General features: G+C 68.1%; 12 protein-coding genes and 1 pseudogene. 6 read left to right on the forward strand and 7 right to left on the reverse strand.

Annotated features, from left to right (window positions below; genetic code table 11):
* Positions 1–16: 16 nt before the first annotated feature.
* Complete coding sequence (gene paaI, locus CJ301_RS15400; protein WP_099278258.1) at positions 17–460, reverse strand: hydroxyphenylacetyl-CoA thioesterase PaaI; 444 nt, start codon at positions 458–460, stop codon at positions 17–19.
* Positions 457–1,254 (reverse strand): 2-(1,2-epoxy-1,2-dihydrophenyl)acetyl-CoA isomerase PaaG, encoded by a 798-nt coding sequence (gene paaG / locus CJ301_RS15405; protein ID WP_099278259.1) that lies wholly within the window; start codon positions 1,252–1,254, stop codon positions 457–459. The genes paaI and paaG overlap by 4 nt, the downstream gene beginning before the upstream one ends.
* Positions 1,255–1,424: 170 nt before the next feature.
* On the opposite strand from paaG, the gene CJ301_RS15410 reads away from it, so the two are divergent.
* From CJ301_RS15410 to CJ301_RS15430, 5 genes are read left to right on the forward strand one after another with little or no spacing between them, the layout of a single operon-like run.
* Positions 1,425–2,567: an ABC transporter substrate-binding protein gene (locus CJ301_RS15410; protein ID WP_099278260.1), complete on the forward strand. Its 1,143-nt coding sequence runs from the start codon at positions 1,425–1,427 to the stop codon at positions 2,565–2,567.
* Between the two features lie 11 nt (positions 2,568–2,578).
* Positions 2,579–3,451 carry a branched-chain amino acid ABC transporter permease gene (locus CJ301_RS15415; protein WP_099278261.1) on the forward strand — a complete coding sequence of 291 codons (873 nt, stop codon included), beginning with the start codon at positions 2,579–2,581 and terminating at the stop codon, positions 3,449–3,451.
* Positions 3,452–3,498: 47 nt separating this feature from the next.
* On the forward strand, positions 3,499–4,482 hold the full coding sequence (locus CJ301_RS15420; RefSeq protein ID WP_334062236.1) for a branched-chain amino acid ABC transporter permease: 984 nt from the start codon (positions 3,499–3,501) through the stop codon (positions 4,480–4,482).
* Positions 4,479–5,267, forward strand: a complete 789-nt coding sequence (locus CJ301_RS15425; protein ID WP_099278263.1) for an ABC transporter ATP-binding protein — start codon at positions 4,479–4,481, stop codon at positions 5,265–5,267. Before CJ301_RS15420 ends, CJ301_RS15425 begins: the two co-directional genes overlap by 4 nt.
* The gene (locus tag CJ301_RS15430; protein WP_099278264.1) at positions 5,260–5,970 is read left to right on the forward strand and encodes an ABC transporter ATP-binding protein; all 711 of its coding nucleotides are present in this window, start codon (positions 5,260–5,262) and stop codon (positions 5,968–5,970) included. Before CJ301_RS15425 ends, CJ301_RS15430 begins: the two co-directional genes overlap by 8 nt.
* A 52-nt stretch (positions 5,971–6,022) precedes the next feature.
* Here the strand turns inward: CJ301_RS15430 and CJ301_RS15435 are convergent, their stop codons facing one another.
* The 5 genes from CJ301_RS15435 to CJ301_RS15455 form a co-directional block, all read right to left on the reverse strand.
* Positions 6,023–7,045 (reverse strand): ABC transporter ATP-binding protein, encoded by a 1,023-nt coding sequence (locus tag CJ301_RS15435; protein ID WP_099278265.1) that lies wholly within the window; start codon positions 7,043–7,045, stop codon positions 6,023–6,025.
* Positions 7,042–8,019, reverse strand: a complete 978-nt coding sequence (locus CJ301_RS15440) for an ABC transporter ATP-binding protein (protein WP_099278266.1) — start codon at positions 8,017–8,019, stop codon at positions 7,042–7,044. Before CJ301_RS15440 ends, CJ301_RS15435 begins: the two co-directional genes overlap by 4 nt.
* A 4-nt stretch (positions 8,020–8,023) precedes the next feature.
* On the reverse strand, positions 8,024–8,932 hold the full coding sequence (locus CJ301_RS15445) for an ABC transporter permease subunit (RefSeq protein WP_099278267.1): 909 nt from the start codon (positions 8,930–8,932) through the stop codon (positions 8,024–8,026).
* The gene (locus tag CJ301_RS15450) at positions 8,932–9,939 is read right to left on the reverse strand and encodes an ABC transporter permease subunit (RefSeq protein ID WP_099278268.1); all 1,008 of its coding nucleotides are present in this window, start codon (positions 9,937–9,939) and stop codon (positions 8,932–8,934) included. Before CJ301_RS15450 ends, CJ301_RS15445 begins: the two co-directional genes overlap by 1 nt.
* Positions 9,940–10,280: 341 nt before the next feature.
* The gene (locus CJ301_RS15455; protein WP_099278269.1) at positions 10,281–11,864 is read right to left on the reverse strand and encodes an ABC transporter substrate-binding protein; all 1,584 of its coding nucleotides are present in this window, start codon (positions 11,862–11,864) and stop codon (positions 10,281–10,283) included.
* 224 nt (positions 11,865–12,088) lie between these two features.
* Between CJ301_RS15455 and CJ301_RS15460 the strand changes: the two are divergent.
* Positions 12,089–12,513: pseudogene (locus tag CJ301_RS15460) on the forward strand (hypothetical protein); the annotation flags it as partial.

A 12,513-nucleotide genomic window follows, 5' to 3' on the forward strand; every position in this document is an offset into this window, starting at 1 on the left:
TGGCGCCGGTAAGTGTTCACTTGGCGCGCGGCGTCACGATCCGCGAATTGCCGCGAAAGCTGGCGATCAGCGTGCCGTCCTCGCGCTGCACCGCCACGTCGTAAAGGCCCGCGCGCCCGGCGCGCGTCACTTCCCGGCCAATGCCGATCAGCACGTCGCCCAGGCGGCCCGGCGCGTGGTAGGTGATGTCGCATTGCACGCCGACGGCCTGGTAGTCGTAGCTGTTGGCGGCAAAGGCGAAGACGCTGTCGGCGAAGGCGAAGGTGAACCCGCCATGCAGCGTGCCATGGCCGTTCACCATGTCCTCGCGCACCGGCATCCGCATCCTGGCAAAGCCGGGGCCGACGTCCAGAAGCTCCATCCCCATCGCCTTGCTGGCGGTGTCCTCGGCCCACATCTCGGCGGTGCGCTTCTCGGCCTGCGCCTGCGGGTCGAGCGCGGTCTCCACCGCGCCGCTCATTGCGCGCGCCCGGTGAAGACCGGCTCCCGCTTTTCGGTGAAGGCGCGCACGCCCTCGGCGTAGTCGGCCGAGAAGCCCGCCTTGCGCTGCAGGTCGCGCTCGAGATCGAGGCTGGCGTCGAGATCCTGTCCGCCGGCGGCCTGGATCGCCTGCTTGGTGAGACCATAGCCATAGGTCGGCCCCTTGGCCATCGAGGCGGCCAGCGCCCCGGCCTCTTCCAGGAGCGCCGCATCGGGCACGGCGCGCCAGATCAGCCCCCATTCGGCCGCCTGCGGGGCGGAAAGCGGCTGGCCGGTCAGCGCCAGCGCCTTGGCGCGCGCCTCGCCCAGCGCCCGGGTCAGCGTCCATGTCCCGCCCGAATCCGGCACCAGGCCGAGCTTGGCGAAGGACTGGATGAAGCGCGCCCTCTCGCCCGCGATCACGATGTCGCAGGCGATGGCGAGATTCGCGCCCGCGCCGGCGGCGACGCCGTTGACCGCGCAGATCACCGGCTTGGGCAGGGCGCGGATGGCGCGCACCAGCGGGTTCCAGAGCGTGCCGATGGTCTCGCCCAGATCGGGCGCGCCGCCCTCGGCGTCGGGGTGCCGCTGGCCGAGGTCCTGCCCGGCGCAAAAGCCGCGCCCGGCGCCGGTCAGCAGCACCACCCGCACCGTCTCGTCCTCGGCGGCGCGGGTGATCGCGGCGCGCAGGCCCGCATGCAGCTCGGGCGTGAAGGCGTTGAGCCGGTCGGGCCGGTTCAGCGTCAGCCGCAGCACGCCCTCCGACAGGTCTTCAAGCAGAACTGGCTCGGTCATGGTCCCTCCCACGGATCATGCGCCGCATCCTTGCGCCTCCCCTCAAAGGAGCACGAAATCGGGGCGCTTTCGGCAAAAATGTGTTGCATGATGGAGGCGACTGGTCAATGAATAAAGCGTCACGGAATGCCGAAATTATATGCCTAGATGTGACGAAAGGGAGGAAAGACATGACAAGACAAGCCGTTGCTGCCGGTGTCTCGGCGCTGGCCCTGCTGACAGGCGCCCCCGCGCTGGCCGAGATCAAGATCGGCGCATCGCTCGCCGTCACCGGCCCCGCGGCCTTTCTCGGCGACCCCGAGGCCAAGACGCTGGAGATGCTGGTCGAAGAGCTCAACGCCAATGGCGGCATCAATGGCGAGGAGGTCGAGCTGGTCCTCTATGATGACGGCGCCGACCCCAACAAGGCGCGCACCTTCGCGACCCGCCTGATCGAAGAGGACGAGGTGGTCGCGGTGATCGGCGGCTCCTCCACCGGCACCACGATGGCGATGGCGCCGCTCTTCGCCGATTACGAGATTCCCTTCATCTCGCTTGCGGGCGCGGTGGTGATCATCGACCCGGTGCAGGAATTCGTCTTCAAGACGCCGCACACCGACCGCATGGCCTGCGAGAAGATCTTCGCCGACATCACCTCGCGCGGGATGACCAAGGTCGGGCTGATCTCGGGCACCGGCGGCTTCGGCGCCTCGATGCGCGAGCAGTGCCTCGACGTGGCCGAATCCTCGGGCGTCGAGATCGTCGCCGATGAGAGCTATGGCGGCTCCGACAGCGACATGACCCCGCAGCTGACCAACATCGCCTCCACCGACGGGATCGAGGCGATCGTCAATCCCGGCTTCGGCCAGGGCCCGGCGGTGGTGACGCGCAACTACGCCCAGCTCGGCCTCGACATGCCGCTCTACCAGAGCCACGGTGTCGCCTCCGACGAGTTCATCAAGCTTGCCGGTGACGCCGCCAACGGCATCCGCCTGCCGGCGACGCCGCTCCTGATCCCCGACCAGCTGGCCGAGGACGACGTGCAGCGCCAGCCGGTGCAGGACTACATCGCCGCCTATGAAGAGGCTTACGGCGAAAAGCCCTCGACCTTCGGCGGCTATGCCTATGACGCCTTCCACCTGCTGGTCGACGCGATCGAGCGGGCGGGCTCCACCGACCCGGTCGAGATCCGCGATGCGCTCGAGGCGACCGAGGAGCTCGCGGGCGTCACCGGCGTCTATACCTTCTCGCCCGAGGACCACATGGGCCTCGACCTGTCGGCCTTCCGCATCCTCGAGATCGAGGATGGCGGCTGGAAGCCGGTCGAAGAATAGAGGAACGCAACTTGTCGGAGCTTCTGCAATTTCTTGTCTCCGGGATCACGGTGGGCGCGATCTACGCGGCCATCGCCCTGGGCTTCACCCTGATCTACAACGCCTCCGGCGTGGTGAACTTCGCGCAAGGCGAGTTCGTGGTGATCGGCGGCATGACGGCGGCGGCGCTGATCGGCGCGGGCGTGCCGGTCTGGATCGCCGCGCCGCTGGCGGTGATCGCGGGCATGCTGGTGGGCGTCCTGCTCTACCGGCTGGCGATCAAGCCCGCGCGCGAGGCGCCGCTGGTCTCGCTGATCATCATCACGATCGGCGCCAGCATCTTCTTGCGCGGTGCCATGCAGGCGGTCTTCGACAAGCAGATCCATCGTTATGACGGCTTTTCCGGCGACGCGCCCCTGCGCGTCGGCGGGGCCACCATCCTGCCCCAAAGCCTCTGGATCGTCGGCGGCAGCATCGCGGTCTTCGCCTTTCTCGCCTGGTTCCTGAACCGGACGCGGGCCGGGCGCGGCATCAAGGCCACCGCCTCGAACCGCATGGCCGCCGCCCTCGTCGGCATCAACACCGGCCGGGCGATGAACCTGTCCTTCGCGCTTTCCGCCGCGATCGGCGCGCTGGCGGGCGTTCTGGCGACGCCGGTGACCTTCACCAGCTACGATGTCGGCGTTCTGATGGCGCTCAAGGGCTTTTCGGCCACCATGCTGGGCGGCGTCGGCTCGCCCCTTGGCGCTCTGGCGGGCGGGCTTCTGATCGGGCTGATCGAGGCGCTGACCGCGGGCTACATCTCGTCGGACTACAAGGACGCCAGCGCCTTCATCGTCATTCTTCTCGTGCTGTTCCTGCGCCCGCAGGGCCTGTTCGGCGCGCGCATCACGGAGCGGGTGTAATGGCCGGGCAGGGGACGACCACCGCGCCGCAAGAGAGCGGGCGCGAGATGCAGGCACGGACCGAACCCGCGCGGCGCCGCGTCATCGGGCCGGGGCTGCGCACCTTCCTGATCTTCGCCGTGCTGGTGGGCCTGGGCGCGCTCATCTTCCCGTCGAGCTACTTCTACCGGGTCGGCACGCTGGTGTGGATCAACACGCTCGCCGTCACCGGCATCGTGGTACTGCTGGGCTATGTCGGCCTCGTCAGCCTGGGCCATGCGGGCTTCTTCGCCATCGGCGCCTATGCCACGGCGATCCTGCCGAATTACGGCATTCCATCGCCGCTGGCGATGCTGGCGGGCGTGGCGCTGGCGGGGCTGCTGGCGCTGGCGGTCGGTCGGCCGATCCTGAAGCTCTCGGGCTACTACCTCGCCATCGCCACGCTGGGCCTCGGCATGCTGATCTGGATGGTGCTGTCCAAGGAAGCGTGGCTGACCGGCGGGCCGGACGGCATGGTCGTCTCGGGCATGAACGCGCGCAACCTGTTCAAGATGGTCGGGCTGAAGCTCAAATCCGCCGAGGCGTGGTACTGGGTCGCGGGCTTTGCCGCCGCCATCGGCGCGGCGATCGCGGTGAACCTCGCAGGCTCCCCCTCGGGCCGGGCGCTGCGCGCGATCCATGACAGCGACGTGGCGGCCCGCTCGCTCGGCGTGGACGTGGCAAAGGCCAAGTCGCGCGCCTTCGTGATCTCGGCCCTCTATGCCGCCGTGGCGGGTGCGCTTCTGGCGCTGGCCAATGGCTACATCACGCCCGAGACCGGCGGCTTCATGCATTCGGTCGAGATGGTGACCATGGCGGTGCTGGGCGGGGCCTCCTCGGTGTTCGGCGCGCTTGTCGGCGCGCTGATCCTGACCGCGCTGCCGCAGGTGCTCACCGTCTTTGCCGATTACGAGCACATGGTTCTGGGCGGCATCATGGTGCTGACCATGATCGCGATGCGTCGCGGCCTCGTGCCCTTCATCGTCGATCTGTGGAACAGGAGGAAATCATGAGCCTCGACATCGACGGCATCGGCATCGCCTTCGGCGGCATCAAGGCGGTGGACGATGTCAGCTTCACCGCGCGGCCGGGCGAGGTCACCTCGATCATCGGCCCCAACGGTGCGGGCAAGACGACGCTGTTCAACCTCGTCTCGGGCGTCTACCGCGCCAGCGCGGGCCGGGTGCGGATCGACGGGCAGGACGTGACCGGCCTGCCGGGCCACGCGCTGGCGCGGCGCGGCATGGCGCGGACCTTCCAGAACCTGCAGGTCTTTCCGCAGATGTCGGCGCTCGACAACGTCATGACCGGCTGCCACATGCAGGAGAAGTCGAACCTTCTGGCCGACCTGCTGGGCCTGGCTTCGGCGCATCGCGAGACCGCCAGGAGCCGCGACGCCGCCATGGCGGCGTTGCAGCGCGCGGGCCTTGCCGAGCTGGCGCATCGCCCGGCCTCGGAGATGTCCTATGGCCAGCTCAAGCGGCTGGAGATCGCCCGCGCGCTGGTCACCGGCTGCACCATCCTTCTGCTCGACGAGCCGGCGGCGGGCTGCAACGCGGTCGAGACGCGCGAGGTCGACGATCTCATCCATGCCATCGCCGCCGAGGGCAAGACCGTCGTGCTGATCGAGCACGACATGCGCATGGTGATGCGCATCTCCTCGCATATCGTGGTGCTCGACCAGGGCCGCAAGATCGCCGAGGGCGGCCCGGAAGAGATCCGCAACAACCCCCACGTCATCGCCGCCTATCTCGGCGCGCATGGCGCCGCCGAAGCCGAGGCCGCCGCCCATGTCTGAACCGCTTCTCTCCATCGAGGGCCTGCGCTCCGCCTATGGCCCGATCGAGGTGCTGCATGGCGTCGATCTCACCGTGCAGGAGGGCGAGATCGTCTCGCTCGTCGGGGCCAATGGCGCCGGCAAGACGACGCTGATGCGCTGCATCTCGGGCGTGCAGCCGGTGAAGGCGGGGGCCATCCGCTTCGGGGGCGAGGACATCGCCCGTCGCCCCGACCATGCGCGCGCGGGGCTCGGCATCGCGCATTCGCCGGAAGGGCGGCAGATCTTCGGCGATCTGAGCGTGGCCGAGAATCTGAGCCTCGGCGGCTATCACCGCAGCGATGATCTCGGCCCCGACATGGAGGAGGTCTTCGGCCTCTTTCCCATTTTGCGCGACAAGGCGGCGCTGCCCGCAGGCGGGCTTTCGGGCGGCCAGCAGCAGATGCTCGCCATCGGCCGCGCCATCATGGGCCGCCCGAAGCTCATGCTGCTCGACGAGCCGTCGATGGGCCTCGCCCCGGTGCTGGTCGACCAGGTGCTCGCGGTGGTGAAGAGCCTGCGCGATCGCGGCGTGACGCTTCTGATGGTCGAGCAGAACGCCTATGCCGCGCTGTCGATCGCCGATCGCGGCTATGTCATGGAGCAGGGCGAGATCACGCTGGCGGGCAAGGCCTCGGATCTCATCGCCGATCCGCGCATTCGCGAGGCCTATCTCGGGGCGTGACGCGGGGCGCGCATGAACGGCAAAGGGGGCCGCAAGGCCCCCCTTTTTCGTGTCAGCTCTCCGGCGCTTCGGCCGAGGGCTTGCCCTCGCCCTCGGGAAAGAAGCAGGCCGATTTCTGCACAGCGCCATCAAGCAGGGGCCGCGCGGCGCGGCACTTCTCCTGCGCCTTCCAGCAGCGCGGCGCGAAGGCGCAGCCGGGCGGCACCGCGAGCGGCGAGGGCAGCTCGCCCTCGAGCTTGATCCGCTCCTTGGCGGCCTCCGGGTCGGCGCGCGGCGTCGCCGAAAGAAGCGCCTTGGTATAGGGGTGCTGCGGGTTCTCGAAGATCATGTCCTTCGGGCCCGTCTCGACCGCCCGGCCCAGATACATCACCTTCACCTCGTCGGCGACGTGGCGCACCACCGACAGATCGTGGCTGATGAAGAGATAGGCCAGCTGCATCCGCTCCTGCAGGTCGATCAGCAGGTTCAGCACCGAGGACTGGATCGACACGTCGAGCGCCGAGACCGGCTCGTCGAGCACCAAGACCTCGGGCTCCAGCATCAGGGCGCGTCCGATGGCGATGCGCTGGCGCTGCCCGCCCGAGAACATGTGCGGGTAGCGGTCGAAATGCTCTGGCCTGAGCCCCACCAGACGCAGCATCTCGCGCGCCTTCTCCTCGCGCTCGGAATGCGGCATCTTGGGGCGGTTGATGAGCAAGGGCTCCATCAGGATCTGCCCGATCCGCTGACGCGGGTTGAGCGAGCCGTAAGGGTCCTGGAACACGATCTGCACCTTGGAGCGCAGGCTCTTCCACGCATCCGGCGTGGCGTTGGTTCCCGAAATCTCCAGCTCGCCGCGGGTCGGCTCCTCGATCAGCGTCACGACGCGGGCCAGCGTGGACTTGCCGCAGCCGCTTTCGCCCACCACCGCCAGCGTGCGGCCCGGCGTCAGCTCGAAATCGAGATCCGACAGCGCGCGCACGGTCTTGGGCTTGCCGAACAGCCCGCCGCCCACCTCGTAGTGGCGGGTCAGGCCCTTCGCGGTGACGACGGGGCCGGTGGTGGTGGTCGGGGCGTCTGTGGTCACGGCACTCACGAGGCGAGCCTTTCGTCGGTGTTGAGCGGGTAGTGACAGCGCGCAAGCCCGAGATCGGGCCCGCGCGGTTCCGGCGGCACCTTGCGGCAGTGGTCATCCGCGAATTTGCAGCGCGGCGAGAAGAGGCAGCCCTTGGGCCGGTCGAACTGGCCGGGCACCACGCCGGGAATGGTCGGCAGCCGCTTGTCGGTCGCCCGCTCGGGCAGGGCGGCGAGCAGGGCGGCGGTGTAGGGGTGGTGCGGCGAACGGAACAGCGGGCGCACCGGCTGCTCCTCGACCTTCTGGCCCGCGTAATGCACCGAGACGCGCTGCGCCGTCTCGGCCACCACGCCCATGTCATGCGTGATCAGGACGAGCCCCATGCCGGTCTCCTCGCGCAGATTGACCAGCAGGTCGAGGATCTGCGCCTGAATCGTCACGTCGAGCGCGGTGGTCGGCTCGTCGGCGATCAGCAGCTTGGGGTTGCAGGAGATCGCCATGGCGATCATCACCCGCTGGTTCATGCCGCCCGACATCTGGTGCGGAAAGGCTTTCAGCCGCTGCTCGGGGTCGGGGATGCCGACGAGGTCGAACAGCTCCACCGCCCGCGTCTGCGCCGCCTTGCGGTCCATCCCGAGATGGATACGCAGCGCCTCGCGGATCTGGAAGCCCACGGTGAAGCAGGGGTTGAGCGAGGACATCGGCTCCTGGAAGATCATCGCCAGGTCCTTGCCGACGATCCTGCGGCGGGCGCGGGCCGACATCTTCGACAGGTCGTGCCCGTCGAAGACCATCTCGTCCGCCGTCACCTTGGCGGTCCAGGGCAAAAGCCCCATCAGCGCCAGCATCGACACCGACTTGCCCGATCCGCTTTCGCCGACGATGGCGAGCACGTCGCCCTTGTCCACGTCGAGATCGACCTGGTCGACGGCGCGGAAGCGGCCGCCGGTGGTCGAGAATTCGACCGAGAGGTTGCGCAGTCTCAGAAGGCTCATGAGATCAGCTCCGCTTCAGTTTCGGATCGAGCGCGTCGCGCAGCCCGTCGCCCATCAGGTTGATGGCCAGGACGGTGACGAGGATCGCGAGGCCGGGCAGGGTGACCACCCACCACGCGCGCAGGATGAATTCGCGCGCCTCGGCCAGCATGGTGCCCCATTCCGGCGTCGGCGGCTGCGCGCCCATGCCCAGGAAGCCCAGCGCGGCGGCGTCGAGGATCGCGGTCGAGAAGCTGAGCGCCGCCTGCACGATAATCGGCGCGAGGCAGTTGGGCAGCACGGTGACGAACATCAGCCGCCACAGGCTGGCGCCCGCGACGCGGGCCGAGGTGACGTAGTCCTTGCCCAGCTCGCCGATCACGCTCGCGCGGGTCAGCCGCACGTAATGCGGCTGCAGCACGATCGCGATGGCGATCATCGCATTGAGCAGCGACGGCCCGAGGATCGCCACCAGCACCAGCGCCAGCAGCAGCGACGGGAAGGCGAGGATGATGTCCATCAGCCGCATGATCAGCGCGTCGAGCCATTTGGGCGAAAAGCCCGCCAGAAGCCCGAGCATGATGCCGCCCGAGGCCGCGACCACCACCACGACGATGCCGACGAAGAAGGAGTAGCGCGCGCCGTTCAGAAGCCGCGAGAGCATGTCGCGCCCCAGCGGATCGGTGCCCAGCGGGAAGGTCCAGTTGCCGCCCTCCTGCCAGACGGGCGGGATCAGAGCGAATTCGCGGAACTGCTGGGTCGGATCATGCGGCGCGATCCACGGCGCGGTGGCCGCGACGATCACGAAGACCACGAAGACCCAGAAGCCGAACACGGCGCCGCGGTTTTCACGGAAGTAGAACCAGAACTCGCGCAGCCGTCCGGGGCGCTTCTCGACCTGGGTTTCCACCTCTTTTGAGAGTGCGTGGTCCATCAGCGCTTCCTGATCTTGGGGTTGATGAGGCCGTAGAGCAGGTCGACGGTCAGGTTCACCACCATCACCATCACGGCGATGAGCAGCAGGCCGCCCTGCACGACCGGGTAATCGCGGCGGAAGATCGAATCGACCATCCACTTGCCGATGCCCGGCCAAGAGAAGATCGTCTCGGTCAGGATCGCGCCGGCGAGCAGCGTGCCGACCGACAGGCCGATCACGGTGATGACGGGGATGAGCGCGTTCCTGAGCGCGTGCAGCCCGTTGATCCGGCCCGGCGGCAGGCCCTTGGCGCGCGCGGTGCGGATGTAATCCTCGCCCAGAACCTCCAGCATGGCCGAGCGGGTCTGGCGCGCGATCACCGCGAGCGGGATGGTGCCAAGCACGATGGTCGGCAGGATCAGGTGCCGCACGGCGGAGGTGAAGGCGCCGTCCTGCCCCGAGAGCAGGCTGTCGATCAGCATGAAGCCGGTGACGTCGTCGAAGAAATAGAGAAGATCGATCCGGCCCGAGACCGGGGTCCAGCCGAGATTGCCCGAAAACACGATGATCAGCAGCAGCGCCCACCAGAAGATCGGCATCGAGTAGCCGACCAGCGCGGTGGACATCAGCGCCCGGTCGAAGAACTTGCCGCGGTTCATCGCCGCGATCACGCCCGCGGGCAGGCCGAGCGCCACCGCGAAGATCATCGCGCTGATCGACAGCTCCAGCGTTGCGGGAAAGAGCGCGAAGAACTCGTCCCAGACGGGCCGCTTGGTGACGTAGCTGGTGCCGAGATCGCCCTGCAGAACGCCGGTCAGGTAATCCCAGAACTGCGCATAGATCGGCCGGTCGAAGCCGAACTGCACCACGAGCTCGTCATAGCGCTCCTGCGTCATGCCGCGCTCGCCCGCCATGACGATGATCGGATCGCCCGGCAGCACGCGGATGAAGGCGAAGGAGATGAGGGTCACGCCGATGAAGGTCGGCACGAAGGTCGCAAAGCGCGACAGCACGTAGCGCAGCATCTAGCGGCCCGCCTTGCTGAGGGCCGCGCGCCTGGGCGCGGCGGGTCCGGTGAAATGGGGGATGACCATGCCGGTACGGGTCTCCTGTTGCTTGGCTATCGGGGCAATCGGGGCAATCGGGTGGCAGTCGGGGTCTCGGTCGGCGGCGGCCCGGCACGGGCCACCCGTTGAGCGCGCCTCGTATCACGCGGATCAAGATCCTGTCGACAATTCGTGATGCGTGACGCGGGGTCTCGTCCAGACTGCGCGCGCCGTGGCGCCGCGGTCAAGCGGCGCGGGCCTCATAGGCGAAGGGTCCGGGGCCTGCACGGCCCCGGACCCTCATCTCACGATCGCGCGGATTATTCGGCGATCGAGACGTTGTCGAAGAGGTGGCCGCCCAGCGGGTGGACGACATAGCCCTCGACCTCTTCGCGCATCGGCATGGAGACGACCGAATGGGCGATGGTGGCCCAGGGCGCCTGCTCCTTGAAGACCTTCTGGGCCTCCTTGTAGAGCTCGGCCCGCTCTTCCTGGGTCGACTTGGTCTTGGCCTCCTGGATCAGCCCCTCGAACTCCTCGTTGCACCACTGCGCGCGGTTCGAGCCGCCGACGCCGTCACAGCCCAGCAGCACGGCGAGGAAGTTGTCCGGGTCGCCATTGTCGCCGGTCCAGCCCAGAAGCACCGCGCCGTCGCGATCCTCGTCCTTCGAGCGTTCGAGATACTCGCCCCACTCGTAGGAGACGATCTCGACGTCGACGCCGATCTCGGACATGTCTTCCTGGATCAGCTCGGCCATGCGCCGCGCGTTGGGGTTGTAGGGGCGCTGCACCGGCATCGCCCAGATCTTCATCGACAGATCCTCGACACCGGCATCCGCGAGCATCTGCCTGGCGGCCTCGGGGTCGTAATTGTCGTCCTCGATCTCCTCGTTGTAGGACCACATGGTCGGCGGGATCGGGTTCTTGGCGATCTTGCCCGAGCCCTGGAACACCACGTCGAGGATCGCCTGCTTGTCGATCGCCATGTTCAGTGCCTTACGCACCTCGGGCTGGTCGAACGGCGCCTGCTGGGTGTTGTAGGCGAGATAGCCGACATTGAGGCCCTCCTGCTCCATCACCTCGATGCCGTCGGCCTCCTTCATCGCGGAGATGTCGGCCGGGTTCGGGTAGGGCATGACGTGGCACTCGCCCGCCTGCAGCTTCTGGTAACGCACGCTCGCGTCGGGCGTGATCGCGAAGATCAGGTTCTCGACCTTGGCCGGATCGCCCCAGTAGTCGTCGAAGCGCTCGTAGCGGATCACCGCGTCCTTCTGGTAGGCCACGAATTCGAACGGGCCGGTGCCGATCGGCTGCTGGTTCAGCATCTCGGGGTTGTCGGCGACGGCATCGGCGTATTCGGCCGAGAGGATCGAGGCGAAGTCCATCGCCATGTTGGCGATGAAGGGCGCCTCGGGGCGGGTCAGCTTGAACTTGACGGTGTAGTCGTCGACCTTCTCGATGCTCTCGATCAGGTCGGGCATCGACATGCCCTGGTAGTATTCCCAGGTGCCGCCCGAGGCCATGTGGAACGGGTGATCCTCGTTGCCCTGGCGCTCGAAGCTGAAGAGCACGTCATCGGCGTTGAACTCGCGCGAGGGCGTGAACTGGTCGTTCGAGTGGAATTGCACGCCCTGGCGCAGGTTGAAGGTGATCTCGGTGCCGTCCTCGGACACTTCCCAGCTCTCGGCGAGGCCGGGGACCACCTCGGTGGTGCCGGTCTTGAACTCGACGAGCTGGTTGTAGACCGTGTGCGACGAGGCGTCGAAGGTGGTGCCGGAGGTGTAGAGCGCCGGGTCGAAGCCCTCGGGGCTGCCTTCCGAGCAATAGACGAGGTTCTGCGCCTGAGCGGCGCCCGCGAGCGCGAGGGTGGCCGCACCGGCGGCGAGCCATGTCTTCATCTTCATGTCGTTCTCCCTGTCAGCCCGGCCATTTTCCGACACGCGAGGTGCAGGTCGGCCGATGCGTTGTGCCGGCAGGTTGTCCCAGCGCGGCGCGTCAGGCAAGACCCCCCGTTCCTCTGACCCGGCGGAAAGGTGGCGCATGTCCCTGTGGCAGCCGCAAGGCACCCCCGCTTGCGGCCCCCCGCCGGGGCGGGCATGGTCGCCACGCAACCTCCGGGCCTCGACTCATGACATTCCCGTTTCGATCCCTGTCGCGCCGCGGGCCGGCGCCCGCGGAGAAGTCCGCCGCGCCCGCCGAGCCGCTCCTGGGCGCCGCGCTGGTGACGCTGACGGTTCTGGTCACGCTCGAGGACTGGGCGCCGGGCACGCGGGCGGGGCTCTGGGCCGCGTGGTGCGTGCCCTTCGTGGTGGCGCTTCTGGCGCTTCGCCTGCGGGGGCGGCGGCTCGGCTTCGTGGTGGTGGCGCTGCTCGTCACGCTGGCGCTCTGGATGCAGGGCGAGGGCTGGGGCGCGCGGGTCATGGCCGGGTTGGGCGCGGCGGCCTTCATCGGCGCGTTCTTCGTGGCGCTCTCCACCTTGCGCGCGGCAGCCGAAACCTCGCCCGCGATCCGCGCCTGCGGGCAATATCTCGCGGCGCAACCACCGGGGCGCCC

The sequence above is a fragment of the Limimaricola cinnabarinus genome (assembly GCF_002723615.1).
GTDB classification, from domain to species: Bacteria; Pseudomonadota; Alphaproteobacteria; order Rhodobacterales; family Rhodobacteraceae; genus Limimaricola; species Limimaricola cinnabarinus_B.

What these genes read in the sequence shown, in the direction of transcription:
- paaI (WP_099278258.1), bottom strand. Translation starts at nt 460, where the DNA reads ATGAGCGGCGCGGTGGAGACCGCGCTCGACCCGCAGGCGCAGGCCGAG.
- paaG (WP_099278259.1), bottom strand. Translation starts at nt 1,254, where the DNA reads ATGACCGAGCCAGTTCTGCTTGAAGACCTGTCGGAGGGCGTGCTGCGG.
- CJ301_RS15410 (WP_099278260.1), top strand. Translation starts at nt 1,425, where the DNA reads ATGACAAGACAAGCCGTTGCTGCCGGTGTCTCGGCGCTGGCCCTGCTG.
- CJ301_RS15420 (WP_334062236.1), top strand. Translation starts at nt 3,499, where the DNA reads ATGCAGGCACGGACCGAACCCGCGCGGCGCCGCGTCATCGGGCCGGGG.
- CJ301_RS15425 (WP_099278263.1), top strand. Translation starts at nt 4,479, where the DNA reads ATGAGCCTCGACATCGACGGCATCGGCATCGCCTTCGGCGGCATCAAG.
- CJ301_RS15430 (WP_099278264.1), top strand. Translation starts at nt 5,260, where the DNA reads ATGTCTGAACCGCTTCTCTCCATCGAGGGCCTGCGCTCCGCCTATGGC.
- CJ301_RS15440 (WP_099278266.1), bottom strand. Translation starts at nt 8,019, where the DNA reads ATGAGCCTTCTGAGACTGCGCAACCTCTCGGTCGAATTCTCGACCACC.
- CJ301_RS15445 (WP_099278267.1), bottom strand. Translation starts at nt 8,932, where the DNA reads ATGGACCACGCACTCTCAAAAGAGGTGGAAACCCAGGTCGAGAAGCGC.
- CJ301_RS15450 (WP_099278268.1), bottom strand. Translation starts at nt 9,939, where the DNA reads ATGCTGCGCTACGTGCTGTCGCGCTTTGCGACCTTCGTGCCGACCTTC.
- CJ301_RS15455 (WP_099278269.1), bottom strand. Translation starts at nt 11,864, where the DNA reads ATGAAGATGAAGACATGGCTCGCCGCCGGTGCGGCCACCCTCGCGCTC.